The organism is Streptomyces sp. NBC_00597 (assembly GCF_041431095.1).
In the GTDB taxonomy this organism is placed as follows: domain Bacteria; phylum Actinomycetota; class Actinomycetes; order Streptomycetales; family Streptomycetaceae; genus Streptomyces.
This window is the reverse complement of record NZ_CP107758.1, coordinates 346,552-373,385: the sequence shown is the minus strand read 5'-3', so window position 1 is coordinate 373,385 and position 26,834 is coordinate 346,552. Positions and strand designations below refer to the sequence as shown.

General features: G+C 71.7%; 22 protein-coding genes and 2 pseudogenes. 11 read left to right on the top strand and 13 right to left on the bottom strand.

The genetic code is table 11. The features are described from left to right. Positions 1 to 282: 282 nt before the first annotated feature. Together OG974_RS31495 and OG974_RS31490 are read right to left on the bottom strand one after the other, a co-directional pair. Positions 283 to 453, bottom strand: a pseudogene (locus OG974_RS31495) (IS982 family transposase); the annotation flags it as partial. 189 nt (positions 454 to 642) lie between these two features. Then, positions 643 to 1,581 carry a MerR family transcriptional regulator gene (locus OG974_RS31490; protein ID WP_327286296.1) on the bottom strand — a complete coding sequence of 313 codons (939 nt, stop codon included), beginning with the start codon at positions 1,579 to 1,581 and terminating at the stop codon, positions 643 to 645. Positions 1,582 to 1,812: 231 nt separating this feature from the next. Here OG974_RS31490 and OG974_RS31485 point away from each other — a divergent pair, with 231 nt between their 5' ends. Beyond that, complete coding sequence (locus tag OG974_RS31485; protein WP_327286295.1) at positions 1,813 to 2,247, top strand: VOC family protein; 435 nt, start codon at positions 1,813 to 1,815, stop codon at positions 2,245 to 2,247. 185 nt (positions 2,248 to 2,432) lie between these two features. Here OG974_RS31485 and OG974_RS31480 read toward each other — a convergent pair whose 3' ends face one another. Further along, on the bottom strand, positions 2,433 to 3,128 hold the full coding sequence (locus tag OG974_RS31480; RefSeq protein WP_327286294.1) for a hypothetical protein: 696 nt from the start codon (positions 3,126 to 3,128) through the stop codon (positions 2,433 to 2,435). 240 nt (positions 3,129 to 3,368) lie between these two features. Between OG974_RS31480 and OG974_RS31475 the strand changes: the two genes are divergently transcribed. Then, positions 3,369 to 3,851, top strand: coding sequence for an SLATT domain-containing protein (locus tag OG974_RS31475; RefSeq protein WP_328765572.1), 483 nt, complete (start codon positions 3,369 to 3,371; stop codon positions 3,849 to 3,851). Positions 3,852 to 3,882: 31 nt separating this feature from the next. Further along, positions 3,883 to 4,431 (top strand): GNAT family N-acetyltransferase, encoded by a 549-nt coding sequence (locus OG974_RS31470; protein ID WP_331735193.1) that lies wholly within the window; start codon positions 3,883 to 3,885, stop codon positions 4,429 to 4,431. Here the strand turns inward: OG974_RS31470 and OG974_RS31465 are convergent. From OG974_RS31465 to OG974_RS31455, 3 genes are all read right to left on the bottom strand, one after another. After that, positions 4,428 to 7,061, bottom strand: coding sequence for a DUF6493 family protein (locus tag OG974_RS31465; RefSeq protein WP_331735190.1), 2,634 nt, complete (start codon positions 7,059 to 7,061; stop codon positions 4,428 to 4,430). The two genes, OG974_RS31470 and OG974_RS31465, sit on opposite strands and share 4 nt — an antisense overlap. Continuing rightward, the gene (locus OG974_RS31460) at positions 7,058 to 8,503 is read right to left on the bottom strand and encodes an SWIM zinc finger family protein (protein WP_331735187.1); all 1,446 of its coding nucleotides are present in this window, start codon (positions 8,501 to 8,503) and stop codon (positions 7,058 to 7,060) included. Before OG974_RS31460 ends, OG974_RS31465 begins: the two co-directional genes overlap by 4 nt. Positions 8,504 to 8,779: 276 nt before the next feature. Continuing rightward, on the bottom strand, positions 8,780 to 9,787 hold the full coding sequence (locus tag OG974_RS31455; protein ID WP_331735184.1) for a chlorophyllase: 1,008 nt from the start codon (positions 9,785 to 9,787) through the stop codon (positions 8,780 to 8,782). A gap of 207 nt (positions 9,788 to 9,994) precedes the next feature. Here OG974_RS31455 and OG974_RS31450 point away from each other — a divergent pair, with 207 nt between their 5' ends. Next, positions 9,995 to 10,591 (top strand): TetR/AcrR family transcriptional regulator, encoded by a 597-nt coding sequence (locus tag OG974_RS31450; RefSeq protein ID WP_331735181.1) that lies wholly within the window; start codon positions 9,995 to 9,997, stop codon positions 10,589 to 10,591. 421 nt (positions 10,592 to 11,012) lie between these two features. On the opposite strand, the pseudogene OG974_RS31445 reads toward OG974_RS31450, so the two are convergent. Beyond that, positions 11,013 to 11,653 (bottom strand): annotated as a pseudogene (locus OG974_RS31445) (dihydrofolate reductase family protein). Positions 11,654 to 11,818: 165 nt separating this feature from the next. Then, on the bottom strand, positions 11,819 to 12,142 hold the full coding sequence (locus OG974_RS31440) for a hypothetical protein (protein WP_327286286.1): 324 nt from the start codon (positions 12,140 to 12,142) through the stop codon (positions 11,819 to 11,821). An 822-nt stretch (positions 12,143 to 12,964) separates the two neighbouring features. Between OG974_RS31440 and OG974_RS31435 the strand changes: the two genes are divergently transcribed. After that, the gene (locus tag OG974_RS31435) at positions 12,965 to 14,437 is read left to right on the top strand and encodes a neuraminidase (sialidase) (protein ID WP_331735178.1); all 1,473 of its coding nucleotides are present in this window, start codon (positions 12,965 to 12,967) and stop codon (positions 14,435 to 14,437) included. A 39-nt stretch (positions 14,438 to 14,476) separates the two neighbouring features. Here the strand turns inward: OG974_RS31435 and OG974_RS31430 are convergent, their stop codons facing one another. Both OG974_RS31430 and OG974_RS31425 read right to left on the bottom strand, forming a co-directional pair. Next, positions 14,477 to 15,070, bottom strand: coding sequence for a ribosome-inactivating family protein (locus OG974_RS31430; RefSeq protein WP_331735176.1), 594 nt, complete (start codon positions 15,068 to 15,070; stop codon positions 14,477 to 14,479). 200 nt (positions 15,071 to 15,270) lie between these two features. Further along, entirely contained in the window at positions 15,271 to 15,516 is a 246-nt protein-coding gene (locus tag OG974_RS31425) for a hypothetical protein (protein WP_331735173.1), read from the bottom strand. 142 nt (positions 15,517 to 15,658) lie between these two features. Here OG974_RS31425 and OG974_RS31420 point away from each other — a divergent pair, with 142 nt between their 5' ends. Next, positions 15,659 to 17,011 (top strand): hypothetical protein, encoded by a 1,353-nt coding sequence (locus tag OG974_RS31420; RefSeq protein WP_327286282.1) that lies wholly within the window; start codon positions 15,659 to 15,661, stop codon positions 17,009 to 17,011. A gap of 12 nt (positions 17,012 to 17,023) precedes the next feature. Here OG974_RS31420 and OG974_RS31415 read toward each other — a convergent pair whose 3' ends face one another. Then, entirely contained in the window at positions 17,024 to 17,590 is a 567-nt protein-coding gene (locus OG974_RS31415) for a nitroreductase family protein (RefSeq protein WP_329316813.1), read from the bottom strand. A 206-nt stretch (positions 17,591 to 17,796) separates the two neighbouring features. Between OG974_RS31415 and OG974_RS31410 the strand changes: the two genes are divergently transcribed. The 4 genes from OG974_RS31410 (at position 17,797) to OG974_RS31395 (ending at position 23,280) form a co-directional block, all read left to right on the top strand. Next, the gene (locus OG974_RS31410) at positions 17,797 to 18,849 is read left to right on the top strand and encodes a M4 family metallopeptidase (RefSeq protein WP_327286280.1); all 1,053 of its coding nucleotides are present in this window, start codon (positions 17,797 to 17,799) and stop codon (positions 18,847 to 18,849) included. A gap of 346 nt (positions 18,850 to 19,195) precedes the next feature. Then, positions 19,196 to 20,695, top strand: coding sequence for a M4 family metallopeptidase (locus tag OG974_RS31405; RefSeq protein ID WP_328765594.1), 1,500 nt, complete (start codon positions 19,196 to 19,198; stop codon positions 20,693 to 20,695). A 266-nt stretch (positions 20,696 to 20,961) separates the two neighbouring features. Further along, on the top strand, positions 20,962 to 22,188 hold the full coding sequence (locus OG974_RS31400) for a SpoIIE family protein phosphatase (protein WP_327286279.1): 1,227 nt from the start codon (positions 20,962 to 20,964) through the stop codon (positions 22,186 to 22,188). A gap of 78 nt (positions 22,189 to 22,266) precedes the next feature. Next, positions 22,267 to 23,280 carry a hypothetical protein gene (locus OG974_RS31395; protein WP_371647164.1) on the top strand — a complete coding sequence of 338 codons (1,014 nt, stop codon included), beginning with the start codon at positions 22,267 to 22,269 and terminating at the stop codon, positions 23,278 to 23,280. Positions 23,281 to 23,296: 16 nt separating this feature from the next. Here the strand turns inward: OG974_RS31395 and OG974_RS31390 are convergent, their stop codons facing one another. Then, on the bottom strand, positions 23,297 to 23,974 hold the full coding sequence (locus OG974_RS31390; protein WP_331735168.1) for an SUMF1/EgtB/PvdO family nonheme iron enzyme: 678 nt from the start codon (positions 23,972 to 23,974) through the stop codon (positions 23,297 to 23,299). A gap of 513 nt (positions 23,975 to 24,487) precedes the next feature. Here OG974_RS31390 and OG974_RS31385 point away from each other — a divergent pair. Further along, positions 24,488 to 25,030, top strand: coding sequence for a DUF3291 domain-containing protein (locus tag OG974_RS31385; RefSeq protein WP_328765558.1), 543 nt, complete (start codon positions 24,488 to 24,490; stop codon positions 25,028 to 25,030). Positions 25,031 to 25,191: 161 nt separating this feature from the next. On the opposite strand, the gene OG974_RS31380 is transcribed toward OG974_RS31385, so the two are convergent. Then, entirely contained in the window at positions 25,192 to 26,715 is a 1,524-nt protein-coding gene (locus OG974_RS31380) for an FAD-dependent oxidoreductase (RefSeq protein ID WP_329316809.1), read from the bottom strand. Positions 26,716 to 26,834: the final 119 nt, after the last annotated feature.

The following is a 26,834-nucleotide window of genomic DNA, read 5'->3' as shown; positions in this document are numbered from 1 at the left end:
GTCGTTACGCGCAGGCGCCGCGATCCTCCGGGACTTCGCCGATACGCCCGGTTCGCGGACCGGAGCCCACATGTCCAAGCACGCTGCCATGATCCAGTACACCTACGCACCCGGCTCTCCGCGCCGTGCTGGGCCCTGCCGGCAGCGGGTCTGCTCGCCGCCGGGTACGCCGTACCGGTGATCGTGTCGCGCGAGTCCTCGGCCCGCACGGGGACGACACCCGGGGGTCCCGGTGAGCGGTACGCGCGACTAGATGAATGAGTCCAAGGGGTGTCGTTGCGGTCAGTGATCGTAGGCAGTGAGTGATCGCTTGATGGGCTGTCCAGTCAGGTCGTTGTGCCAGATCGCCGCTGTGAGTGCCTCGATGACCTGCCGCAGCGGCTTGAACAGGTGTGACCCGGCCAGCTCGGCTTCCCCCTTGCGGGCGGGCCGCAGCAACTTCAGGTGACGCTCGTCCGACGGCAGGCCGCCACGGCGCCAGCCACGGCGAAGCCTTCGACTCGTCGTCTATCCGGGCACAGAGTGCCGTTGCGAGGGTGTCCAGGTCGTTAGTCACATATCGACGTGGGATGCCCTCGTCTCATGCCCGCAGGCGATCACTTGGACTCATCCAGGGATCCGGGGCGGCGCCCACTGCGCTGACTACGCGTCACGATCATTTCGCAGGGCCTGGATGAGCCAGGGGTACACCGGGATCAGGTTCGGTACGACCTGCCAGCCGTTGACGATCCACACCAGCCGCCAGTATCGGTCCACCCGGGGATCGTGCGCCTCTTTGAACTGCTGGGCCATCCAGTCCCGGAATTCCGTGTCAGGGGTGCGCGCGAACACCTCGGCGAAGCGGTGCACGAGGTCGTCGATGACGGGTGCACCCCTGTCGCTGAGCGGGTCGATGCCCGACTCCATGGCCTCGACCACCTTCTGACGGGTGAACTCCATCAGTTCATCGCCGGCATCGCTCTCGATGTCGAGCGTGCGCCCGGCGGCCTGGCACCTGGCCGTCCGACGCATCCGGGCCCGGAAGTCCTCGTCGCCGACCAGCTCGGCGAGTTCCACCCACGCGGAGACCTGCTCGCTGGACGGATCATCGGGGAGGTCGGGAGTGGCAGCGCGAACCATGGTCACTGCGGCCGGGTCGGCATCCACTGTGCCGAAGGTGCCATCCACGAAATCGTCGATCAACCGTCGGCGTTCCTCGCCGGACAACTGCGTGAGCCTGTGCATGAGCTTGGTCTCCTCGGGGTTGGACCCGCTTCTGGCCACGACTCGCAGAACGCTCCGACGCAGTTGCAGCACCCGGATCTGGACGTCCGTGGCGTCAGCGTGCGCCGCGGCGACTTCCGCCACCGAGAGCTCGCGGTCCAGCACCCGCTGAATCGTGGCCAGGTCCATGCCCAGCTCGCGCAGTGTGCGCAGGAGTTCCAGACGAAGCAGTGCGTCGTGGTCGTAGAGCCGATAGCCGGCGGGACTTCGGGTGGTCGGCGCTACCACCCCCGAATCGGAGTAGAACCGGATGGTCCTCACGGGCAAGCCGGTCCGCCGGGAAAGCTCCCCGATCGAGTAGAGGGTCGTCACGTCCATGTCCCCCACTCTGTTGTCTCCAGTCACTGGAGACTCAAGGCTATTCCCCAGCCGGGCCTCGACTGAGACGTTCTCCGAGTTGCTGAAGCATGCATCGCGGGCTCTCCGCTGACCGCCAGGACGACGGGCACGCCTTGCACGCGCTGTGCGAGCGATGACAGCGACATGCGTCACCGCTCGCTGGCGGCCTATGGCTACGAGCCCTTGGACTCAATCATCTAGGGTGGAGCGATGTCGACGATCAAGCAGTTCCAAGTCACTTTCGACTGCGCAGAACCTGAGCGCGTCGCTCGTTTCTGGTGCGAGGTGTTGGGGTACGTCGTACCGCCGCCGCCGGCGGAGTTCGCCACGTGGGACGACTTCGATCGCTCGCTGCCGGCCGAGCGGCAGGGTTCGAAGTTCGTGTGCAGGGATCCCTCGGGTGTGGGCCCGCGACTGTTCTTCCAGCACGTCCCCGAGGGCAAGGTCGTCAAGAATCGGGTGCATCTTGATGTGCGGGTCGCCACCGGACTCGTGGGTGAGGAGCGCCTGGCCGCGCTTGAGGCCGAATGCACACGGCTGGTCGCGCTCGGCGCGGTGCGCGTGCGACTCCTGACTGCCGATGGTTACGACGAGTCGTGCATCGTGATGCAGGACGTCGAGGGCAACGAGTTCTGTCTCGACTGAGCGACCGAGAGCGTTTGTCCCCTACCCCTCGCCGACATTCGGCCCGGGCCGGTCGGCGACACACCGCCCGACACCTCGCCGTCGGCGCGGGGCGCGGGGCGCTCGGTGGCCGGTGACGCTGAAGCCAGGTGCTCCGGCGGCGCCGCCGGACTGCCGGAGCACCGCGGACCAGCCCCGGTGTGCGCTCAGCGAGCGGAGGCGAGCGCGGCCACGTCCACCTTGTACGGGGCGAAGCCCGCGTTGTCCTTGCAGCCGAGCTCCTCCCAGGTGCTGACCTTGGTGTCCGGGTCGGTGCCGGTCAGGTGGTACTTGCAGGCGCCCTTGATGTACTGGCCCTTGACGCCTCCGGGGAAGTCGATCTCCTTGTTCCAGAGGTACGGCGAGTTGTAGTTGTTCAAGCGCGCCGTGGCGTTCACGTCGATGCCGCCGGGTGCGTAGATCTCGTAGACCCAGCCCGTCTTTTCGGTCCCGTAGGTGGCGAACTTCTGGGCCACCCACTTCTCGCAGCTGGTGCTCAGGTGCGCGCTGCTCTGCCCGCCACCCTTGACGATGTACTCGGCCAGCGGGGTCACCTGGTCGCCGCGGGGCGTGAACCCGGTGCGGAAGATCTCGTCGACGGTTTCGCGGGTGTCCCCGCGCCACAGGGTGTTCACGTCGCTGCGCCACTGCCAGCGCTCGTCGGCCGCGCTGGACGCGACGTCCAGGTCGATCTCCTTGTTGGTCGTCGTGCGGTACCAGTCCCAGGGGCGGTATTCGACGGTCGGACCACAGGGTGCAGTCAGGTCGTCGGCGAGCGCGGCGGGAGCGGCGGTCGCCGGGGTGACGGCGGCGGCCGAGATGAGGGAGACCGCGGCGAGGACCCGCAGGGCTGTCTGCAACATGGTGAAGACCCATCAGTTGATCAACATGACGGCCCTGTTATAGGTGGATGCCCCGCACCCGACGACCCTGGCGCCAGACCGTCCACCCACCCGGGTGTAACAGTCGTACCGGGTAAAGGATTCGCCGACGGCCACACGCGCACCGGGCCGCTGCCCCCTCGCGCACGGGAACCACACGATGTCGGGGCGGCGTCTGCCGGGGAGCGAGCCTATGCATCACGACAGAAATCTGGAGGCGGAGTGCAGCCGGAAAGTGGACCAGGTGTCGGTCCCAGCCCGAGGGAGGCGGCCGCCTTTCTCCTGGACAGGATCCGGCAGGGCAACGACTACGCCCGCGGCAAGAAGAAGCGATTCGGTCGAGGTGCCTCCGTCACCAAGGTGGCGACGCTGCTCCTGTCCGCCGCGTCCACCGTCATCCTGGGCCTACAGAACCTCGACGCGTGGGCCGGTCTGGCCTTGGCGTGCGTGGCGCTGGTGACGTTGCTCGGAGCCGTCGAGCCGTTCTTCAACTGGCGCTCCCGGTCGGTTCTGATGGAGGAAGCCCAGTACCGGTTCCAGCGACTTGCCGATGACCTCGAATACCTCGTGGCGTCCACGGCCACCCACGAGCTCACCTTCGACCAGCTGGACGTGATCTTCGGTCGGTACCAGACGATCTGGGAAGACCTGAGCCGCACCTGGCTGGAGCACCGCCGGGAACCCGCGCCCTCGGCCCCCGTGTAGGGCGTGCCTCACGAGGCCCTAGCATCGGCCCATGTCCCCTACCTCGTCCCGGGTCGAACTGTGCCCGCTCACCCTCGCCGACCAGGACGAGTTCTGCTCGCTCGTGAGGGCCAGCGCCGAGCTCCACTTCCCTTGGATGCAGCTGCCCGCGACCGCGCAGGAGTTCCAGGCCTGGATGCGCCGCTTCAACGACGGAACCAACCTGGGCTTCATGATCCGCGTCCTGGAGACCGGCGAGGCCGCCGGCATGGTCAACATCAACTCGATCATCCGGGGCCGCTACCAGGGCGCGTCCCTCGGCTACGCGGCTTTCGCCCCGTCCGCGGGCCGGGGGTACATGGCCGAAGGGCTCACCGCCGCCCTGAAGCACGCCTTCGACGAGCTGCGGCTCCACCGACTGGAGGCGAACATCCAGCCGGCGAACAAGGCGTCCTTGGCCCTGGTCCAGCGCCTGGGCTTCGGCTACGAAGGCCTCTCCCCCGCGTACCTCTACATCGACGGGGCCTGGCGCGACCACGAACGTTGGTCCGTCACCGCACCCTCTTCATGGACGCCCGACCCTTCCCTCCCCGAGGTCTAGGCACCACCGGGCGGGTCGGCCTCCTGGTTGCGGTGCAGGGCGTCGCGGAGGCGGGCCGCCTGGGTGACCAGCCGGGAACGGCCGGGGCGGGCTGCGGTGTCGTCCAGTCCGGCGGGACACGGCGACGCGGCCCCGCACTGCTCCACGCACTCGGCGGCCGTCTCCAACAGCTCTCCCGTGCCGCGCGGTTCGGCGGAGCCGGTGAGCAGGGCGGGGAGGAGTCCGGCGAGGACGGCCCAGGTCGTGCCGTGGGCGCCGGTCGCAGCCGTGGTGCGCAGCGCGTCGGCGAGGCGGCTGGGCTTGACCGTGCCCAGGTCCAGCAGTTCGGTGAGGTCGGCGCCGAGGCGTGCGGTGTCCAGCTCGCCGCGGCCCGCGAGGGTGAGCAGGCTGTCGACCGCGCGGAGCCGGTCCTCGGCGTGCCGGGCGCCGAGCCCGGTGGCGACGGCGAGGTGCAGGGCCGGTCCGGCCGGGCCTCCGGCGGCGGCGAGCCCCGGCAGGACGTCCGTGCCGCGGCGTTCGTCGTCGAGGGCGCAGGAGGTGACGGCCGGGAGGGACCACGCCGCCAGGGTCTCGCGGTCCTCGGGCAGCAGCGCGATCAGGGTCTCGGGGGCCCCGCCGTCCCAGCAGCGGCCGGACACCGTCCGCCGACGTCCCAAGGCCCGGAACTGCTCCGGGAACTCCGCGACCACAGTGGCCCGTTCGCCGGTGTCCAGGACGTGGCGGTCGGGTGCGCCACCGTACCGGTGGTACTCGGCCGGCGCGGTGTGGCGGGTGACGGCCGCGGGCCGGCCGCCCTCGCCGAGCCAGTCCGCCAGCCGGTCGCCTTCGGGCGTGCCCAGGGCGGCCGCTTCCGGTAGGGCGGACACGTCACGGCGGACGCGGAGCAGGGCCTGTGCGAAGTCCGCCGGGGCGGGGGTCTCACCGAGGCGGGCGTATGCGGTGAGCCGTGCGACGAGCACGTGCGGGTCCAGGGTGCCGGTGCTCAGCGTGGGCGTGGCGAGCAGGAAGGGCAGGGGGCGGGTGGCGATGCGCTGCGCGGCCTCTGCCAGGCGAGCGTGACGAGCGACGGCCGCATCGGTGTGGTGGCAGTCGCTGCGCCAGCTGACGAGGGCCGGCCGGGGCGGCCCGGCAGGGCGGGCGTCCAGGACGGCGGCGGCTACGTGCTCCAGGCCGGACAGTTCGTCGGTGTAGAGGTGGCGGCGTTCCGGGTCGAGCCAGTAGCGGTCGGCGAGCGCGGGCCGCAGGGACTCGGCCAGGGCTGCGCGGTTGCGGTGTGCGTGGCGGACCAGACCGTCCAGGGCCCGCTCGAACTCCTCGACGGTCTCGGTACGGGAGTTGACCACGGCCGCGACGAGCTCCACGGTCTCCGTGATCGTCTCCGGGGCCGGGGCGAACGGTACGGGGAGCGGGGGCGGCGGCAGGAGCTCCTGGTACGGGCCGGTGTCCTCGTCGGGGGCGGCGTCAGCGCCGAAGACCTCCACCGCCCGCGCACGGTGGACCGGACTCAGGAGGTGGGCGCGGTCGGCGAGTTCGGCGCGCAGCGCATGGTCGTCCCCGCCGAGATGTGCGGCGGCCAGTTTCAGTGCCCGCTCCTGGATGTCGGTGTCCGCGTGGCCGAAGGCCTCGCCGAGCACCGGCAGCAACTCGGGCGCGGCGGACCGGTCACGGGCGAGCGTCTTGCCGAGGAGCACCAGCTGCGCCCGTACGAGCTGCCGCTCGGGGCGGAAGAGCACGGCGGCCGACATCTCGGCCAGCAGGCCGGGGGTGACGTGGCCGGCCGCGGCGAGCCGGGCCACCACCTGCTGCGCGTGCCCGGCCACGGCGGACGGAGCGTCGGCGGCGATCGCGATCCAGTCGGCGGTCCGCTCCCGTTCCTCCTCCACGGTGGGCTGCAGGGCCCGCAGGACGGCCCGGTAGGGCTTGAGCACGAGAGCAGTGCCGCCGCGGAGCAGGCGGGCGGTGCATCCGTCGAGGAGGGCGGCGCGGTCGAGCAGTCCCTCCGCGGCGAGGGTGGCCAACGCGGTGGGCCACTGGTGGGGGTCGTCGGGCTCGCACGCCCAGGCCAGGGGGGTGACCGGTTCGGGGGTGTCGAACAGGCGCGGGACGAAGGCGGTGAGATGGGGGTCCCGGCGCAGGGCGTGGGTGAGGGAGCCGCGGGAGTCCCTTACGGCCGTCGCCCAGCCCTCGACGCAGCCGTCGGTGGTGGGCACGGGGCAGCCGGCCCGGCGGACGAGCTCGCCGATCAGCGGGTAGTCGTCCCGGACGGTGGAGGGGCGCGCCGCGAGCCGGTGGGCGAGGTCGCCGAGCCACTTGGCGTCCCGGTCGGCCAGCGCCTCGACGAGGGCGTCGTGGGGCAGTCTGCGCCAGCGGCGCATGTCGCGGCCGCCGATCCAGGAGGCAGCGGCGGCGGCCCCGGTCTGGCAGGCGGCGCCGGCGACCAGCAGGGCCGGGCTGATGCGGTCCCGTTCCTCCCAGCGGGCCCAGCCGTCGGCCCGCAGTTCGCCGCGCAGCTCCTTCAGCGTGGCCAGCAGGTCCCGGCGCTGGGCGCGGTCCAGTGGCGCCAGCAGGGCGGGCAGCGTACGGGTGCGGCCCGCCCGGACGGCGGCGAGGACGTCGAGCTGGGTGGTCATCGAGCATCTCCGGAAGTGGTGGCGGGGGCCGGGGTGACGGCGGCCGGGGAGACGGCGGCCGGGGTGACGGCGGTGGCGGCGCGCAGGGCCATGCGGGTGGCGAGGGCGTGCTTGCAGGGGCCGCGGCGGCCCCGGTAGTCGGCCCACCACTGGCAGGTGCAGCTGAGGGCGCCACCGGACTCGCGCACCCGGTAGCGGCGTTCGCCGGACGCCACCACGGCCGTGCCAGGACCGTCGAGGGTGACGGCATCCTGCTCCAGGAGGGCGCGGGCGGCGACCAGCCGCGGGTTGTGGCGCTCGGCGCGCCGGGCGTCGTACGGCAGTTCGCGGTGGAAGTACGCGGCTTCGGCGAGGTCGTAGCCGACCCGGCCGGCCGTGCCGAGACGGGTGAGGGCGGCCCGCACCCGCTCCGCGGAAAGGCCCGACTGGTCGGCGAGATCGGCCACGTCGATACGGGGTTCCCACGCGAGCAGGACGGACACCAGCTCGGCGTCCTCGCCCGCCGTGTCGGAGGCGAGGGCCTCCAGGACGCTGCCCTCACCGGAGAAGCCGCGGTCCGCCTCCGGGGAGAGGGTGAGCGTGAGCCGCATGCCGGGCAGGGCGACCTCCCAGGCGGAGGCGGTGGGCGCGCCGTCGTCGCCCTGGGGCCCGGGCCCGTACACACGCAGGCCGGTGGCCTGTCGCAGCACGCGCTGGAGGGCGGCGAGGCGCTCCGGTCCGGGCAGGCAGACCGCTCCGGGCACGGGGCGCGTGGAGGGCCGCAGCGTCCGGCCCGCGGGGACCACCCACAGCGGCCCGCCCGCCGCCCCACTTCCGGAGGGGGTTCGCGGAAGCGCCCGCAGGTAGCGGACCGCCTCGGCGGCGGTCAGCTCGGCGCGCAGGTCGAACCCGGCGGTGATGGCCTGGGATTCGGCGAAGCCGCGCAGCCAGCGGTCGGGCAGCGGGACCTTCTTCTCGACGACCGGCCCGTCGAGGGTGGTGACCGCGAGCTCGTCGGGGCCGACCCGCAGGTACAGCGGGTCGTCACCGGTGAGTCGGGACAGTGCCTCCCGCAGTGGGTTGTTGACGTCGACGTTCGTGGTGCCGTGGCCGGTGTCGGCATCGAGGAGGGCTTCGGGCAGGACGTCGAGGCGGGCGTAGACCCCGCAGCATCCGGAGAACGACTCGAAGCGCAGCCGGTCGCCGTTGGCCGTGACCACGGGGTCGAGCGAGGCCCGCTCGGTCCGCCGGAAGTAGCGGGCCCCGGCCACGTCCGCGACGGCCAACAGCGCTCGCGCGGCGGCCTGGGGCTCGCCCAGGAAGCCGGCGAAGAACCGGGGGTGGGCTTCGGCCCCGGCGGGCGTCAGGCCGCCCGCCGTCTCCAGGCCGAGGAGCCGGTCCGTACCGTCTCCGGTCAGTGCGGAGGAGGCCGCGTAGGCGAAGGTGTGTGCGGTTCGCGTCATGTCCCCGACGCTACGAGGGGCCACTGACAACGCCGTTGGTGAAGCCGCCGGCCACGCGGGGCGGGTCGGGGCGGGTCCGGCGGGCACACCGCCGGGCTTCGGACGGGTCCGGCGGGCACACCGCCGGGCTGCGGGCGGCCGCGCCGTGGTCTCAGCGACCGGGCCTTCACCCGGTGCCGGGTGCTCCCCGCCCGGCGGTGATGCGCCGCAGTTCCGGGACGGCGTGCGCCGGCGCAGGCCGCACCAGGGTCAGCCGCCGGATGTCACCGGATCCCCTTACCGGCGCGTGCGGCGGGGTGCCGTGCCCTGGGCGGAGGCGTCCTTGGATTCGACGCGTCCCACCGGGTCGGGGCCGGTCGTCAGGGCCTCGCTCGCGGTCTGCCACGTGGGGGCGCCGGGGTGGAGCTGGGTGTGGAGGTAGGCCGCGGCGAGCCGGGCGAGGGCGGCGACCCGCTCCGGGTTCTCGTCCGTGGTCTCGGCGGCGTCGTATCCGGCGATGCCGCCGAGACCGTGCTCCGCATCGAACAGGGTGAGCAGGGTCTTGGGGCCGGGGGCGAGGGTGTAGGGGTCCGCGTGCCACTGCGGCCCCATGTCCGTGAAGTGCCGGGGGTCGTCCTTGTCTCCGGCGACGACCAGTGCGGGTGCAGTCATGGTGGAGAAGTCGACGGCCCCGATGATCGGCCACTGCTCGGCCACGGGCCCGTTGAGGACTTCGCCGCCCCTGCCGGGAGCGGCGAGCAGTACGCCGGCCTTGATCCGGGGCTCGACGAGGTGCACCACGTCCCCGGTGTCGGGATCGGTGAGCCCGGCGCCCAGCAGGAGGGCGGCGGTGAAGCCGCCGAGCGAGTGCCCGACGAGGGCGACCTTGGTGGGGTCGATCCGTCCCGCGAGCTGTGGCACGGCGTTCTCGATCACGTCGAGCCGGTCGAGGACGTGGGTCATGTCCTCGGCGCGGGAGCGCCAGAAGTCGGGTGCGCCGGGTGCGTCGGCGACCAGGTGGCTCAGTGTCCGGGAGGTGAGGTGGGTGGGCTGGACGACGACGAACCCGTGGGCGGCCCAGAAGTTCGCGAGCGGCGCGTAGCCGTTGAGCGAGGAGAGGTGGTTCGAGGGACCGTGGCCGTGGGAGAGCAGGATGACGGGGAGGTCGGTTCCCGTCATGGGTGCGGAGACGCGTACCTGGAGGTCCACGGGACGTCCTGGCACGGAGAGGACCACGGGGCTGAGGGACAGGACCGGGACGGGTGTGCCCAAGGCGTCGGCGCTGGTGGCAGTGGAAGTGCTCACGATGCTGGTTCCCTTTGGGTGGCGCCTGCCGTCCGTCGACCTCCTGTGACCGGCGGACGGGCGTGGCGGGCGTGCGGGCATGGCGGACGGGGCCGTGGCGGGCATGGCAGGCAGCGGCCCGTTTCGGCTAAGCTGAAACGGAGCGTCGCTCCATTTAGTATTCGGAGCGCTGCTCCGCTTTGTCAATCGGTAGGGGAGGACTACGTGATGGCCACCGATCGCCCGGCAGGTCAGTTGCCGTCCCGGGGCAAGCGGGCCGACGCCCAGCGCAACCGGCAGACGGTGCTCGATGCCGCCGCCGAGGTGTTCGTCACCTCCGGCGTCGATGCGCCGATCCGCCAGATCGCGGCCTGGGCGGGCGTCGGGATGGCCACGATCTACCGCCACTTCCCGACCCGGGCGGACCTCGTCACCGCGGTCTACCACCACCAGATCGAGGCGTGCGCCGAGGCCGGCCCCAACCTGCTGGCCGACGCCGACTCCCCGTTCGACGCGCTACGCCAGTGGATCGACCTCTTCGTCGACTTCCTGGTCACCAAACACGGCCTCGCCGACGCCCTGCAGTCCGACAGCGACCGCTTCGCCGCGCTGCACGCCTACTTCCTCGACCGCCTGCTGCCCGTCTGCGCCCAACTGCTCGACGCCGCGGTCGAAGCCGGCGACATCAGCCCCGGCACGCAGCCGTACGAGCTGATGCGCGGCATCGGCAACCTCTGCGTCGGACGCGACAACGACCCCCGCTACGACCCCCGACACCTGATCGCCCTCCTCCTCCAAGGACTCCGGCGGCCCCACGCGTCCTGACGCCGCGGACCTGGTGGCGGCCTGTGCCAGGGCCTGCGTCACGGCCTGTGTCACCGTGCCGAACCCGCTCACCCCGGGGGCACGCGCACGGCTGGCCGATGCCCTCAACCGGGACGAGACACCCCGCCACGGAAGCGGAAGTTGAGCCAGAACCGCGGCCCGTGATCAGTACGATCCGGCGTCGACTGCCGGAGCCGGAACCGGAACCGGGGGCGGTTGCGGCAGGGACGGCGCGGACGGCCGCGTCGGGCCGGAGAGTGCTGCGGCGAGGACGCGCCCGAAGCCGACCAGGTGGAAGGGCAGCGTCATCGCGGTGAGGACATGGGCGGCCCTGTAGGTCCCGACGGCGGATAACCAGCGAGCGCGTCGGCCGTCCTCATCGAAGTCGACCGGAAGCGGCGCAGGCCGTCCCCGTCCCGCTTCAGTCGCCGCGCCCGACACCGCGGTCGGGTGCGCTCATGTCCCCCGTCCCGGGCGTGCCGTCCGCGAGTCCGTAGCGCAGGTACACGGTGCCCTTCGGGCCTGCTACCGGGGGTTCGAGGAGGGTGACGTTGGTGGGCACCGCACCGTCGCTGAAGACCTTCTTCCCGACTCCGAGCACGATCGGGTGCACAGGTCGAGCCGGTCGAAGAGCTTCTCGCGCAGGAGGCTCTGCACCAGGTTCAGGCTCCCGACGACCTTCACGTGCTCGTGCCGGTCCCGGATCTCGCGCACCGCACTGGCCAGGTCCGGGCCGAGTTGGGTGGATCCGGCCCACGAGAGGTCGGGCCTGCCGCGGGAGGCCACGTATTTCGGAACGCTGTTGAAGAGCGTGGCGATCTCGTTGTCCTCGCCGCCCTCCTGGTGGGGCCAGTAGGCGGCGAAGATGTCGTACGTCCGCCGGCCGAGCAGGAGGGCGTCCGTGCCCTCGTACGCGGCACCGACCTGTGCCCCGGTGACCTCGTCCAGCAGGGGTGCCTGCCAGCCGCCGAACGGGAACCCCACCGGGTCCTCGTCGGGGCCGCCGGGCGCCTGCCCGACGAGGTCGAGGGTCGCGAACATCTCGATGTGGATGAGGCCCATTCCGTGCTCCCGATGAGTCGGTTGTCTCCGTCAAGAGATAGACCTGCGGGCGCCCGCAAACTCATCGCCGCGCCGGAACCCGGCCCCACCACGCGGCACGACAGGTCCGGGGTGCTCACCGAACACGTCCGGGCCGAACCCGGCTGCCGCCCGGTCCCCCTGCGTTCACACCGTCCAGAACTTCGACCCCGCCGGGGGCGCGGGGCGCGTCGTCCACCCCGACCGGTCGGCCGTCGGGCTCCAGTCCGCGACCTCGCCGCCGAAGTAGATCGAGAGCCCCCAGTAGTACCCGTCCTCGTGAAGGATGAGTTCGTTCTCCTGCGACAGATCGATCCCGCACCACTGGGCGTTGATCCTCGCCACGGCTTCGCCCCGGGTGATCGAGAACAGCTCGACCATCTCCGCGGCAATCGCGTCCAGGAGGTCCAAGCTGTCGGCCGAAGTGGCCATCAGGTACTCGCTCGTCGCGTTCGGCTCCGTTGCTCCCATGTCGTCATTCTCCCCTCACCCCGCCGAAGCCTCGAACGGCCCCTCGCAGCACACGGGTGGGGCGGCGGCCCGGCGGTGGGAGCTACGGAGGACGGCGACCAGGGTTGCCAGGTCTGCGCCGGCCACCGGGTCGTGCACGTGACACGCTGCCGCCTTTGGCGAAGGCACCGCCGTCCCGGAAGGTGGAAGGTGGTCTCGGGTCCGCCGAGGACGAGCCGCTGCCAGCCGGCGAGACCGTACCGGCTGTCCTGGGCGCGCGTTCGGACCACGGCCAGGTTCACCAGACGCGTCGCCGCGCGCTACACGTGCCCGCGGGCGCTCCTGCGCATCCGCGTCGGCCGCGGGGCCGAGCCCGGCGAAGCGCTCGGCCAGCTCTCCAGCCAGGCAACGACGACGGCGGCCGTGGCCCCGGGGCCGGGCGGGGCCGACGGCCGACCACGGCCGCTGGACCTGACGGAGGCGGCCGAGGACGCCGTCGCCCGCACGCCCGCACGGCCGCCCATGGGGGCGCGGTCGTGGGCCTGTGCCTGCCGGCCGGGCCCGGGAAGGCCTGATCCCGCGGGGCACGGACGGGCAGCGCCCACCGCGCCGTCCGGAAGACCCCGGACGGCGCGGTGGGCCGCCGGTCGGCCCCGCCATGTTCGTCGACGGCGCCGGGGAGCTCTCCGCCGTCCGGCCCATCAAGGGCACCGGACATGACGCCGAAAAAGGATCAAGTGGAGTCGTGCCAACCCCCGCGTTCCGGTACGCCTCCGCGCTCCGCGCCGCCCCCGACGGCGGCGGACCCGTACCCCGGCCGCCGAGGCCCGGAGGAGATCCCGCATGCGCGCCTTCCTGCCCTTGACCGCTGTCGCCACCGCCACGCTGCTGCTCACCACGGTCACCGGCGCGGCTCCCGCGGCGGCGGACCGGAGCCCCGACGGCGCGCCGCTGACCAAGGTGTCCCACGGTGACCCGTACGCGGACTGCACCATCGGCGCGAGGTCCCCCGACAGCGTCGTCTATCCGAGCACCGAGGTCGAGCCGTACCTGTCCGTCGATCCGCGCGACCCCAAGCGCGTGGTCACCGTGTTCCAGCAGGACCGGTGGAACGACGGCGGCGCCCGTGGCCTGGCGGCCGCCTGGACCACGGACGGCCGCACCTTCCGCCGGAGCACGCTGCCGTTCAGCCTGTGCGCCCCGGGCGGCGCGGACTTCGAACGGGCCTCCGACCCCTGGGTGAGCACCGGACCGGACGGCACCGTCTACGCCGGCGGGGAGGGCATCGACTTCACGCGGAGCACGCGCAGCGCCCTCCTGGCCGCCACGTCCCGTGACGGCGGCCGCACCTGGCACGACCTCACCACCACGCACGTCGACGAGGAGCCGTTCTTCAACGACAAGCCCTCGCTCACCGCCGACCCGATCCGCAAGGGCACCGCCTACCAGGTCTGGGACCGCCTCGACAACGACCCACCCGGTCCCAGCTCCCTCGACGGTCCGGGCTACATCTCCCTCACCCGCGACGGCGGCCGCACCTGGAGCCGGGCCCGGCCGTTCGTCGACACCAGCGCCGTGCCCAACACGCAGACCATCGGCCACCTGATCGTCGTCGACCGGCGCACCGGCACCCTGTACGACTTCTTCGACCAGATCACCTACGCCGACGACCTGAGCGCCGTCGTCGAGGCGCACTACGCGGTGGTCACCTCGACCGACGCCGGAGAGACCTGGAGCTCTCCGGTCACCGTGGCCCGCGACTCCTCCGTACCGGAGGTCGACCCGAACGACCCCAGCAAGCTGTTGCGCTCCGCGGCCACCCTGCCCAGCCCGGCCGTCGACCCGAAGACGGGCGCGCTGTACATGGCCTACGAGGGCTCGGACTTCTCCGGTGGCAAGTTCGACGCCGTCCAGTTGGTGCGCTCCACCGACGGCGGACGCACCTGGGGGGCTCCGGAGTTGATCAGCCCGGAGGGCGTGCCGGCCTTCTCCCCGTCGATCGCGGTCGACGAGCACGGCACGGTCGCGCTCACCTACCACGACCTTCGCTTCCTCAAGCCGGGCGACACCACGACCCTGCCCACCGCGTACCAGCTGGCCACGCTGGCGCACGGTGACCCGGAGCGCCGGACCGAACGACGGATCTCGCGGGTCTTCGACTGGCTGCAGGCGCCGTACGCCGGGGGCTACTTCCTCGGCGACTACCAGGGCCTGGTGGCGGACGGCAAGGGAGTGCGGGCGGTGCTGACCGAGACCAACTCCGGCGCACCACAGAACCGTACGGACGTGTACAGCGGCAGCTTCCGCACCCGGTGACCGTCGGGCGCTCGGCTGAGCGGTCGGCCGGCTGAGGTTTCACGCGGGCGCCGCGGCCGACAGTCGGCCGCCGGTCATCCAGATGCGCGACATCGCGTCGGCCAGGGCGGGGAACCGGGCGGCTTCGCAGAGCATTTCCGAGAGCACGAGCATGCCGTGTGCGGTGCACTTCGGATCGCGGTTCCGGTGCAGCCAGATCACCGCGTTGCCCAGGGGCCGGCGCCCCAGGGAGATCCCCAACCGCCGTACGGCGGCGGCCGTCTCCAGGTCGGAGCGGTCTCCGCCGAACGGCAGGACTTCGGTTCTGCGGATCCCCGGTGGCGCGAGGGAGTCCCGCACGTGGCGGACGCACGCTTCCGGCGGGGCCTGTCCGTTCTCGAAGGTGTTGCGGAATCCGACGACGCGCATGCCGGCATTGTGGAGGCGGAGCTCGATGTAGAGCTCGATGGACAAACCCCGAAGCTGAATGCGCAGGGGCAGGTAAGCCATTTCCCCCGGACTCCGCGAGGCCCCGCCGAAAAAGCCTTGAGCATCCGTCGCCCTCGACCGGATGGTCGACGTCAGGAGCTGATACTCGTCCACCGATGCGTGCTCCGGGGAGAACGACACGGGCTTCAGCACGGCCGTCTTCATCAGGGGAGACCTCCGGAAGTCGGCCTTCGCTGAATTAATCTGACCGCGATCGGTTCGATCCTTCTGCATTCACGCATGCGCATCCACCGCCTTCGACGTCATCCCCATCGCAGGGTTTCGGACCGGTCCGTTCCTTTGTAGTCGTCCTGGTGAGGGTCGAGTGAATTGTTGGCCTCTGATGCTAAGAAATCGGCGCCCCGTCAGCGGGCGGTCGGCGGCCGCGGCGGGCCGCCGTCATCAGGGCCATGACCGTTCGCGCCATGACCGTTCGAGCCATCACCGTTCGCGCCGCCGCTGCCGCGCCATGCGGCGTAGAGGCCGGAGACGGCGACGGCAATCGTGGCCAGCGACTCGGGTGCCACCCCGCGCAGGACGAGCACCATTGCGGTGCCCAGCACGGCGAGAAAGACGATGAGGTCCTGGACTCGGCTGGTGCGCTGCCTCATTGCGGTGTCCCCGTTTCTGGTTCGGGCTGTGTCCGTGCCGTTCTGCGGACACACTGGCCGTGATGCGGGGTGCTGCGGAAGGTGCAGCAGTGCTGCCGGGAAACCGGCAACACGCAACGGGTACGGAAGTGGGGAACGGATCGTGGCGAACGAACTCAAACCGGTCCACGACGGACTGCCCCCCGAGAGAACCGCCCTCGCACAGGCGCTGCGTGACCTCTTCGCAGGCCTGGGGGTCACGAGCCGTCGCTACGCGGCCCGCCGGTCGTACGACTCCTCCAGCGTCTCCCGTTACCTCAGCGGACAGCGGCTACCCCGGTGGGAATTCGCCCTCAACCTGCTGAACGATGTCGCCGAGGCGCGGGGCACCACCCCCACCGAGGAGACCGTCGGCATGCTCCGCACGCTGCACGCCGCGGCCTGGCAGACCGGCAACAGCCCGGTCCACCGGGTGGAGCTGCTGGAGCGACAGCTCGCCGAGGCCGACCGCAAGGCCCAGGGGGCGGCCGCCCGGGAACGCTGGCTGCAAGACACCCTCGAAGACCGCGAACACCGGATCAGGGACCTCGGGATGCGCTACCGCGAGCTTCAGGCCGGAGCGGCCTTGACGGATCCGGTCGGCACCGACGGCGAGTCGACGAACGAGCAGGCTTGGCTGCGTGCGGAGATCCGCGACTTGAAGGAAGAGCTGACCCGCGTACGGGCCCTGCACCGCGAAGCGGAGGACCGGTGCGAGCGGCTGGAGCGGGAGCTGGCGGAGGCTGAGAAGACGGCCGCGCGCGACGGAGCACCGCCGCTGCCCGCGGCACGAGAACTCCTCGACGGCGGCCTGCGCCTCCAGGGCACGGCGGCCGGGCGTGACACGTACCCCACCGTGAACATCGGGCACAGCACCGGCGACATCACCGTGTTCACCGACAGTTGGCAGGTGGACGAGGAATTCGTCTCCTCGGTGAGCGTCCGGCTGCAGGGCGCCGAGGGAGACATCGGCAACGGCCTGCTCTTCGATGCCGAAACGGTGATCACCCTCGGCTCGTCCCTGGCCAGGAGCGAGGTGCGGAACTCACTGGGGCAGGTGAAAGTCGTCCTCGGCACGAAGTCGGTATGGGGCACGCCGGTCGAGGAGCGGACGGTTGCCAGGCCCGACATCCGGGAGTCGATGCCCTTGTGGGTCCTGCGTCTGAGCGAGCCGGTCGCCGTTCCGGATCGGCCGCTGACCTACGACTCGCGCGTCATGCCCGGCACACGGCTCGTCGTGAGCGCGCACACCCCGGAGTTCGGTTCCTACTCCTGCGTTCTCGATGTCAAGGGTCGCTCGGGGGGCTGGTTGCGCGCGTCAGGTGAGGTGATCTCCGGGCTGTCCGGAGCCCCGGCCTTCTCCAGCTCGGGTTCGCTGGTCGGTCTGGTCGCGCTCCGCGCCAGGGATGGGAACGGGGGATTGATCCTGCCCGTCACGGCGCTGCGCGCCCTGACCACGCTCAAGCTGGACGTATAGGTTCCGGCGGGGTCAGGGGCGAGGCGCCGCTTCCCAGGGGTCCGCACACAGGTCGGCCGTGCTGCGGCGCTGCCGTATCCGCGCGGGTTCGTCCGCGGACTTTCCCACCGCGACCATCGAGACGATCGCCCATCCGGGGCCGGGCCGGAGTTCGGCCGTGAGGCCTTCGAGGTCGAAGGCCCTGAACTGGTGCGCTGCCAGGCCCATGGCCTGGGCCTGGATGCTGAGATGGGCCACGGCCTGACCGAGGTCGTAGTCGGCGAACTCGGAGTACACCGTCGTCGATTCGTCCGCGTAGCGGCGGGCCGAAGCGACGATGAGGAGACCCGCGTCCGTGGCCCAGCGGGCGGAACTGGGCGCCAGATGGGGCACCAGCCTGTCGTGGTCCGGCTCACCCGGCCGGGCCACGAAGAAGCCCCACGGCTGGGAGTTCCCGGCGGACGGCGACCACCTGGCCGCTTCCAGGAGCAACCCCACGGCGTCGTCGTCCACGGCGCCCGACGCATCGAACGCGTACGGGCTGAACCGGCCGGCCAGCAGGGGATGGACCCGACGGGGACCCTCAAGATCATCAGACACAGTCAGCGCCAACCATCCGCCCGGCCGATCCATTCCGCGCGAGGTCCAGGCCTCCCCGGGCAGGCTCGCCTCCTGCCCCTCCTGCCCCTCCTGCCCCTCCTGCCCCTCACGCTCCGGCAGGTCCGTCCTGGCTCTGGCGCAAGGGAGCCGGCGTGAGCGAGGATCACGCCCTCATCACGCCACCACTTCCTTACAGGAGGACGTCTATGGCTCGCCGCATACCCCGCGGCCTCGTCTGTGCGGGCACCGCCGCCGCGGCGCTGTTCGCCCTGGCCGGTCCCGTCTCGGCCCTGCCCTCGGCGAACCCCGCCGGGACGCAGGTCCCCCGGGCGCGCGTCTTCATGGTCAACCCCGTCCAGTCCTCGGGCGACCAGACGCTGACCGACGGCAAGGACGGCGCCGACGCCGTACCCGCCTCCGCCTACGCCGTGGCCGCGTTGCGCAATCTGGACGACAGCGGCTCGCTGTCCGGGAAGTGGGCCTACGTACGGTCCGAGACCGGCGGCGCCGCGAAGACCTCGGAAGCCGCCGGATACGACCGCGCCGATGACCAGTTCGAGCAGGTCATGGCGTACTTCTGGGTGAACGAGGCGCAGGAGTACCTCCAGGGCCTCGGCTTCGGGAGCGAACTGCCGGGAGCCAACGACCGTGCACAGCCGGTACGGATCAACCAGTGGGGCGCCGACAACTCCTTCTTCTCGGACAAGAAGGCCGAGATCCGCTTCGGCAAGGGCGGTGTGGACGACGCCGAGGACGCCGAGGTGATCGTCCACGAGTACGGCCACGCGGTGCACGCCGCGCAGGTCCCCGGCTTCGGCAGCTCCCCGGAAGCGGGTGCGATCGGCGAGGCGTTCGGCGACTACCTCGCGGTCGAGGTCGGTGCACACGCGGACGAGGCCTACGGCTGGCCGCGCAAGACGGATCTGGCGTGCGTCGGCGACTGGGACTCGACCGGCTACAGCGCCGCCCCGCACTGCTTGCGGCGGATCGACGGCTCCAAGGTGTACGCCGACCGGGTCGGGGAGGTGCACGCGGACGGGGAGATCTGGTCGCGCGCGCTCTTCGACATCCGCGGCGCGCTGGGTGCCCGGACGGCCGACCGGATCATCGTCAACGCGCAGTTCGGCTTCCGTGCCGACACCGACTTCGCGGACGCCGCGCAGGTGACCGTCACGACGGCGCAGCGCATGTACGGCAACAGCGCGGCGGACGCCGTGCGCGCCGCGTTCAAGGCGCGGCAGATCCCCGGGATCGGGTAACCGCCGCAGTCACCGTCGCACCACGTGCGCAACGTTGCCGCCCCGGGCCGTCGTCCCGGGTTCGTCTCGGACTTCCTCCCGGGGCGGTAGCGGACCAACTCCTTCCGATACCGGGCGCATTCACCGCCGAGCGGACACCGCCGTGCGCTCTCCGGACAACGAGAAGGTCAAATTCTTGTTGCGCACCTGCCAATCAGGGGTGACTTGCTGGCACTGTCTCCACCACTGCCCCTTCCCCCACTGGCAAGCCAAGGAGCAACGAGTGACTCACCCCACGTCCTCAACCCCCACCTCCCGCGGCCGTGTTCACGCCCTGCGCGCCGCCGCTCTCGTCGCCTCGGCCGCGATGGTGGCCCTCGCCGTCCAGAGCGGTCCCGCCAACGCCGCCGCCGAGCGCGAGGCCGGCGCCACGGCCGTCTCGCTGACCGGGACGGCGCGTGCCTCCGCGATCGCCGAGGCGCAGTCCGACGCCCCGTCCACCGCCAAGGCCATCGGCCTCGGCGACCAGGAAGGGCTCGTGGCCCGCGACGTCGTCAAGGACGCGGACGGCACCGTCCACACGCGCTACGAACGCACCTACGCCGGCCTGCCGGTGCTCGGCGGCGACCTGGTCGTGCACGCCGCCAAGAACGGCGCGCGCTCCACCACCAAGGCCTCCGAGGCCCGGATATCCGTCGACACCAAGGTCGCTTCCCTCGCGGCCCCCAAGGGTGCCCGCAAGGTCGTCTGGGCCGCCGGCGGAGCGCCGGTACTGGCCTGGGAGGGCGTCACCGAAGGCGTCGGGGCCGACGGTACGCCGAGCAAGCTGCACACCATCACCGATGCCCGCAGCGGCAAGGTGCTCTACTCGTACGACGACATCGAGACGGGCATCGGCGCCAGCGAGTACAGCGGCTCGGTCACCCTCGGCACGAAGGCCAACGGCTCGCAGTTCGAGCTGAACGACACCGCCCGCGGCGGCCACAAGACCTACGACCTGGCCGGCGGCACCAACGGAACCGGGTCCCTGTTCACCGACGCCGACGACACCTGGGGCGACGGCACCCCCGCCAACCGGCAGACCGCCGCCGCCGACGCCCACTACGGCGCCGCCGTGACCTGGGACTTCTACAAGAACGAGCTGGGCCGCCTGGGCATCCGCGGCGACGGCGTCGCCGCGTACTCCCGCGTCCACTACGGAAACGCCTACGTCAACGCCTTCTGGGACGACAGCTGCTTCTGCATGACCTACGGAGACGGCGCGAACAACACCAAGCCGCTCACCTCGCTCGACGTCGCCGGCCACGAGATGTCGCACGGCCTGACCGCCTCGACGGCGGGGCTGCGCTACACCCGGGAGTCCGGCGGTCTCAACGAGGCCACCTCCGACATCTTCGGCACCGCGGTCGAGTTCTACGCCGCCAACGCCTCCGACCCCGGTGACTACCTCATCGGCGAGAAGATCGACATCCGCGGGAACGGTACGCCGCTGCGGTACATGGACAAGCCGAGCCGCGACGGCGCCTCCGCGGACTACTGGGACAAGAACGTCGGCCGCCTCGACGTCCACAACTCCTCCGGTGTCGCCAACCACTTCTTCTACCTGCTGTCCGAGGGCAGCGGAGCGAAGACCATCAACGGCGTCAGCTACGACTCGCCGACCGCCAACGGCTCCACCGTGGCCGGCATCGGCCGGACCAAGGCGTACAAGATCTGGTACAAGGCGCTGTCGGTGTACATGACCTCCTCGACGGACTACGCGGGGGCGCGGACGGCGACCCTCAAGGCCGCGGCCGACCTGTACGGAACGGGCGGCGCCGAGTACCAGGCGGTGGCCGCCGCCTGGACCGGGGTCAACGTGAAGTAGCCCCCTCCCGGCGGGGCTGGCCCCCCCTCCGCCCGCGAGTGGAGCCCGAGGCCCCCACGACGACCCCGACCCGGACGCGCTACGCCGGTCGGGGCCGTCGCGTCGGCGGCCGGGCGGACCGCCGCGGGTCCCGGGCCCCGCGCCGAACGGGGTGCTTTCCGGTGAAGCGCACGCCGCCGCCAGTGAGCCTCACCGCGGCCGCCCGCACCATTGCCGATGCTCCTGTCGTGGACATCACGGACGCTACCGAGCGCTAGGCGGGCGGCATGGCGGAGGCGGGAATCAACTACGCGGCAGCGTTCGAGGCGCTGCCCGGCATGGTCGCGCTCCTGACTCCCGACCTCAAGTACGCGGACGTGAACGCGGACTTCGTGCGCCTGTCGGGGCGCACGCGCGAGCAGCTGGTGGGCCGCCACCTGTTCGACGTGTTTCCCGACAATCCGAACGACGCCTCCGCGTCCGGCGCGCGCAACCTGGAGGCGTCACTCAAGCGGGTGCTCACCACCGGGGAGCGGGACACCATGGCACTGCAACGCTACGACGTGGAGTCCGCGGAACGGCCCGGCGAGTGGGAGGAGCGGTACTGGAGCCCGGTCAACGCCCCCGTCCTCGACGCGGACGGCCAGGTGGTGCTGCTGGTCCATCGCGTCGAGGAGGTCACGGCGCTGATCAAGGCCCGCGGGGGCCCGGGAGGCGGCCACACCCGCGTGCTGGAAGCCGAGCTCTACACCCGCGCCCGGGAGCTGCAGGAAGTCAACGAACGGCTGCGTCAGGCCCACGCCCGCGAGCGGGAGGTCGCCCTCGCCCTCCAGGAATCGATGCTGCCCACTCCCGGGCCGGTGGGTCACCACCGTGCCGCCGTGCGCTACCGGCCGGCGGTCGGCTCGCTCAACGTCTGCGGCGACTGGTACGACCTCGTCGACCTGTCCGGCGACCGCATCGGCGTCGCCGTCGGGGACGTCGTCGGCCACGGCCTGCCCGCAGCCGGCGTCATGGGCCTGCTCCGCAGCGCCCTCAGCGCCGCCTCCCGCGTCGCCGAGGGCCCCGCCCAGGCCCTGGAGGTCCTCGGCCTGTACGCCCGTTCCGTCGAAGGCGCCGAGAACACCACCGCCGTCGAAACCTACATCGACTGGGACACCCACACCATCACCTACAGCAGCGCCGGCCACCCGCCGCCGGCGCTGCTCCGCACCGACGGCACCGTCGAATTCCTCGACCAGGCCACCGATCCGCCGCTCGGCGCCCGCCCCGACCACGCCCCCCGGCCCCAGGCGACCGTCGCCTTCACCGCGGGCGACACCCTCGTCCTCTACACCGATGGCCTGATCGAGCGCCGCAGCGAGGACATCGACACCGGTCTCGCCCGCCTCGCCGACTCGCTCACCCGCCACCGTACGGCCGTCCCCGAACGCCTTGCCGACGCCGTCCTGATGGAACTGCTCCCGGCGGGAGGCGCGACCGACGACGCCGCCCTCGTCATCGTCCGGCTCTGACGGGTCATGACCGTGGTCGCCTTCGCGGGCGACTACGATGCCCGGGTTCGGCAGGGCGGGACGGCGGGGGTGCGTGGCATGAGCGGTCAAGGCGGGGACGGGTACGCGGGCGCGGGTCCGGGAGCCGGTGCGGGCGCTCCGCCGCCGGCGGGCCGGACCGGCCCGGGCTCTCAGGTCCCGCCGCAGGGAGCCCCGTACTCGCAGCAGCCGGGGTACCCGTACCCGCAGCAGCCGGGGTACCCGTACGCACAGCAGCCCGGATACCCGTACGCACAGCCGGTTCCGCCGCAGGGGTACCCGTACGGGTGGGGCCATCCGCCGGTTCCACCGCCGCGCGTCGAGCCCTCGCGGGGCCGGAAGATCCTGCGCGGCCTCTACAACCCGTTCTACGCCTCCCAGTCGGCCTTCCGTCCGTCGCGTCCCGGGATCGTGCACGATCCGCAGGTGCGCAAGCTCCAGCTGTGGCGGACCGTGTTGGGGCTGGCGGCCTGGGTGGGCCTGATGGTCGCGTACAAGGCGGTCGTCAGCGCCGACGACGTCAAGGCCGCGGCGGACGACCGCCTGAACCAGAGCTGGTCCAGCGTCCTGGTGCTGGTCTGCACCTTCCCGGTTGTGGTCGGCGCGTTCGTGGCGGTCGCGCGGGGCGGGTTGCGGCGCGTCTACCTGCGACGCGCCCTGCGCTCCCTCGGCGCGGTGGTGGCCATCATGGCCTCCATGGGCACCTCGGCGCTCGCGATGGCGCCGGAGTTGGCGGGCTTCCGGGACGCCGTCGGCCTGCCGGGGAAGATCGTCATCGGGGTGCTGTGCGCGTGGTCGATCGGCTTCGCCCTCTACGGCATCGGCCTGTCGCTCGTCCACGTCTTCCGGACCGCCGACATCCACGAGGTGGTGCCGCCGGTCCTCGCCGGCATCCTGGTGTGGGAGATGGCGGTCCTGGACGTGGTCACGGGCGCCTACCCGCAGGTCCCGGCGGGCGCCCGGGCGGTCTTCATCCTCGGTGCACCCGTCACCGTCACGGCCCTGTCCTGGTGGGAGATGCACCGGCTGCGCCGCCACCACGGGCTGACGGTCCGCAACGCGCTGGGGCGCTGACGGGCCGGCCGAGCGGCTAACGGCAGTAGTTCGGGGCGCACAGGTACGAGCCGCCCTTGGTGACTCGGCGGGGGAAGCGCTCTGCGGCCGCGTTCCCGTGGTCCGGGAGACCGACGCGGGGGTTGCGCGGCGGGTTGCCCGGAGCGCAGCAGGCCTGCGGCGCGGGATCGGGATGCCGCTGCGGCTCGGCGTAGTGGTCGGACGTCCACTCCCACACGTTCCCCGCCATGTCGTGGAGCCCGTACGCGTTCGGGGTGTACGTGCGCACCGGAGTCGTGCCCGGGGAGGGGTGCGCCTTGGAGGCCGGCAGGTACTGCCAGGGGAACTCACCGTGCCAGGTGTTGGCCATGCGCCTGCCCCTCGGGGCGAGTGGGTCCTCGGCCAGATGGACGACGTGCGCGAGCGCGTCCTCGTACACGGGTCGGGGGAAGACGAACGGCCCGATGGCGAGGTAGCCCCGAGCCGGGCGGTGGGGCTGGCGGAACGCGGACCACGTGACGCTCCCGGGGGCGGCGGTGATGCGGGTGAACAGCGGCCAGCATTCCCAGATGCCGCAGAGACAGCCCAGCACCGCGGTCGCGTCGTTCGGCGCGTGCCGGTGCTCCGGGGCGGCGTTGCCGAGGAAGTGGGGTGCGGGATCGCCGAGGTCGGACGGTGCCAGTCCGCCGTACTGGTGGAACAGGAAGTCCTCCACATCCTCCGGCGTCCTCTCGTACGGACCCTCCTCCTGCAGCCACAGGGGACGTGTGGCATCGGCGGCACGGACGCGGAGGCGGGCGCCGTCGACGCGGATGCCCCACAGGCGGGCGGACCAGCTGCCCGTCGTCCGGCATGGCGGTGAACGTGCCGTAGTCGCTGCGTTGTTCGTCGATCAGGAACGCCACCGGCCCTGCCCCTCCCCCTGCTGCCCTTGCTGTGACGGCGCTCGCTCCTCGCCACCTCAGCTCTTTCGAGGACGTCTGCAAGAGGCCACTTGGACAGGGAAAATGCAACTTAGACAAGGCCTGCAGTGGGGGCTATCTTCTCCTGACATCGGCGCCGCCCACACTCGCACAGGGGTTCCATCAGCCTGAGTCACCCGCAAGGGGACGTGCCGATCACGACCACGGCTCCCGCCCCCACGCGCAAGCCGCCGAATCGAGTCCGCTCCCGGACAACGAGACCGTCAGGGACTTCCACACCAGGCCCCTCAGCCGTGGAGAAACGCATGCCCCATCTTGCTCTGTACACGTTCGGCGTCCTGCAGTCACCCGTCGCCGATCCCGCACGTCTTACGCGGGAGTTCAACGAAAGCGGTGACGCCGTCTACCGGGAGATCGGCCAGCACCCCGGATATATCGCTCGTGCTGAAGCGGCAGACCGTAGCCGGGGCATGTTCGACTCGGACTGGGGTGACTGGGGAGAGTTTGCCGTTCCGGCCTGGTACGAGAAAGGCCGCACGGTGGAAACCACCGCCCTGGCAGCGACCCTCTCCCTCTGGACCGACCTGGGATCCGCCTTCGACTCCATCTACACCGGTCTGCACCGCGTGGCGCTCAACAGGCGTTACGACTGGTTCGAGAAGACGGGACACCCAAATTACGTGTTCTGGTGGGTCACCGACGGCGCGATACCCACCTGGCAGGACGGGGTTACCAGGCTGGAACATCTCCACGACCACGGCTACGCACCGCACGCCTTCACCTTCCACCACTCCTTCGATCCAGCCGGAACGCCGACCAGGCTCAAGGGCATCGGACCGAAGGGCTGACATCGGAACGAAAACCGGCGCCAAGCCTTGATCGCAGCTGGTGGGCGGCTGACTGGTCGTCAGTGCCGGGGTGGTGGGGTGTGCGATGGGCATCGTGGGTGTCCTCGTCGTGTACGGGGGTCCGGGTCCGTCCCGGAGGCCGGGTGTCGGCGCGCGCCCGCTCAGGCGGTGGGGGCGCCGAACCAGCGGGTGGCGGTGCGCCGGAACGCCTCGGGGTCGGGGTCGGGGCCGTCGGCCCAGGCCACGACGCCGTCGGGCCGGATCAGCAGGGCGCCGAGTCCGAGGTCGTTGGCGACCGGGCCGGGGGCGTAGCGGATTCGGTCCTGCCAGTGGGTCGCGGTCTCCCGCAGGGTCTGTGCGGCGGTGAGGTCGAGGGCGACGCCCTGTCCTTCGCGCAGCAGGTCCCCGAGGCGGGTGCCGTCGCCGAAGCGGAAGTCCGGGGCGGTGAAGCCGACGGTCGGCTGGTCGTCGCCCAGGTCGTAGTGGTGGGCGAGCCCGGAGGTGGTGCGGAAGACGTGGGTGGTGCCGTCGATGGTGCGCAGCAGGTCGTGGACGAGCTGGCGCAGGGCTGGGGTGTTGGGGCCGGGGTTCATCGTGGCGACCTGGGCGCGCGACCAGTCGAGGATGGCGGCGCCGACGGGGTGGCGTTCGGCTGTGTAGGTGTCGAGCAGGTTTGCGGGGGCGGTGCCGTGGAGGGTGGCGGCGAGCTTCCAGCCGAGGTTCATGGCGTCGCCGATGCCGAGGTTGAGCCCTTGGCCGCCGAGCGGGGAGTGGATGTGGGCGGCGTCGCCGGCGAGCAGGACGCGGCCGTTGCGGTAGGTGCTGGTCTGCATGGCGCGGTCGGTGAAGCTGGAGGCGAGGTGGACCTCGTTGATCGTCACGTCGGTGCCGGAGATGCGGCGCAGGACCGTCTGGACGTGGTCGCGCGTCAGCGGCTGGGAGCGGTCGAAGGCGCCGCCGTCGAAGTCCATCATGCCCAGGTGCCCTTCGAAGGGCGTGCGCAGGTACATGCCGGTCGACGTCGAGTTGAAGCCCAGGTGCAGCTCGGCCGGGTCCTCGAAGACGACGCGGGCGACGTAGCCGGTGAACAGCGGCTCGGTGCCGACGAAGTCGAAGCCCGCCAGGCGGCGCACCGTGCTGCGTCCGCCGTCGCATCCCACGAGCCAGCGCGCCCGGTACTCGCGGCCGCCGGCCCGGGCCAGGACGCCGTCGCCGTCCTGGTCGACGGCTTCGAGCGGGGCGTCGCGCACGATCCGCGCGCCGAGCGCGACCGCCCGCTCCTCCAGGACGCCGGTGACCGCTTCGAGGCTGGTCATGATCCCTTCCATCGCCGGGCCGGGCAGCCGGGGCGGGAGGGCGCCGGTATCGATGTCGGCGGCGTCCAGGCGCAGGCCCGCGAAGTGGCTCACGTCGCGCGGGGCGGGCGCCTCGTGCGCGTCGGGGTGCGCGCCGACCTGCTGCGCGTCGGCGCGTGAGGCGTCCAGGAGGGCCGTGAGCATCCCGCGGCGGTAGAACGCCTCGACGGACCCGGCGTTCAGGCCCCGCATCCCCAGCGGGAGCGCCCAGAACGGCGAGGCCGCCTGCGGGTTCTTCTCCAGTACCAGGACCGAGCAGTTGGCCAGGGCGAGTTCGCCGGCGAGGAACAGGCCCACCGGCCCGGCTCCCACGATCACCACGTCGTGCATGTCGGTTCTCCTCCAGTCGCGAGTCCCCGGGCCGGCCAGGGCTCTGGGGCTCGGGCTCTGGGGCTCGTCGGGGCGGGACCGTGCTCCGTGAAGCGCGAAGCCACAGCCTTGGAGCATTG

Excerpts from the sequence above, each read along its gene's own strand:
- OG974_RS31490 (WP_327286296.1), bottom strand. The coding sequence starts at position 1,581 with ATGGACGTGACGACCCTCTACTCGATCGGGGAGCTTTCCCGGCGGACC.
- OG974_RS31485 (WP_327286295.1), top strand. The coding sequence starts at position 1,813 with ATGTCGACGATCAAGCAGTTCCAAGTCACTTTCGACTGCGCAGAACCT.
- OG974_RS31480 (WP_327286294.1), bottom strand. The coding sequence starts at position 3,128 with ATGTTGCAGACAGCCCTGCGGGTCCTCGCCGCGGTCTCCCTCATCTCG.
- OG974_RS31470 (WP_331735193.1), top strand. The coding sequence starts at position 3,883 with ATGTCCCCTACCTCGTCCCGGGTCGAACTGTGCCCGCTCACCCTCGCC.
- OG974_RS31465 (WP_331735190.1), bottom strand. The coding sequence starts at position 7,061 with ATGACCACCCAGCTCGACGTCCTCGCCGCCGTCCGGGCGGGCCGCACC.
- OG974_RS31460 (WP_331735187.1), bottom strand. The coding sequence starts at position 8,503 with ATGACGCGAACCGCACACACCTTCGCCTACGCGGCCTCCTCCGCACTG.
- OG974_RS31450 (WP_331735181.1), top strand. The coding sequence starts at position 9,995 with ATGGCCACCGATCGCCCGGCAGGTCAGTTGCCGTCCCGGGGCAAGCGG.
- OG974_RS31440 (WP_327286286.1), bottom strand. The coding sequence starts at position 12,142 with ATGGGAGCAACGGAGCCGAACGCGACGAGCGAGTACCTGATGGCCACT.
- OG974_RS31435 (WP_331735178.1), top strand. The coding sequence starts at position 12,965 with ATGCGCGCCTTCCTGCCCTTGACCGCTGTCGCCACCGCCACGCTGCTG.
- OG974_RS31430 (WP_331735176.1), bottom strand. The coding sequence starts at position 15,070 with ATGAAGACGGCCGTGCTGAAGCCCGTGTCGTTCTCCCCGGAGCACGCA.
- OG974_RS31425 (WP_331735173.1), bottom strand. The coding sequence starts at position 15,516 with ATGAGGCAGCGCACCAGCCGAGTCCAGGACCTCATCGTCTTTCTCGCC.
- OG974_RS31410 (WP_327286280.1), top strand. The coding sequence starts at position 17,797 with ATGGCTCGCCGCATACCCCGCGGCCTCGTCTGTGCGGGCACCGCCGCC.
- OG974_RS31405 (WP_328765594.1), top strand. The coding sequence starts at position 19,196 with ATGGTGGCCCTCGCCGTCCAGAGCGGTCCCGCCAACGCCGCCGCCGAG.
- OG974_RS31400 (WP_327286279.1), top strand. The coding sequence starts at position 20,962 with ATGGCGGAGGCGGGAATCAACTACGCGGCAGCGTTCGAGGCGCTGCCC.
- OG974_RS31395 (WP_371647164.1), top strand. The coding sequence starts at position 22,267 with ATGAGCGGTCAAGGCGGGGACGGGTACGCGGGCGCGGGTCCGGGAGCC.
- OG974_RS31385 (WP_328765558.1), top strand. The coding sequence starts at position 24,488 with ATGCCCCATCTTGCTCTGTACACGTTCGGCGTCCTGCAGTCACCCGTC.
- OG974_RS31380 (WP_329316809.1), bottom strand. The coding sequence starts at position 26,715 with ATGCACGACGTGGTGATCGTGGGAGCCGGGCCGGTGGGCCTGTTCCTC.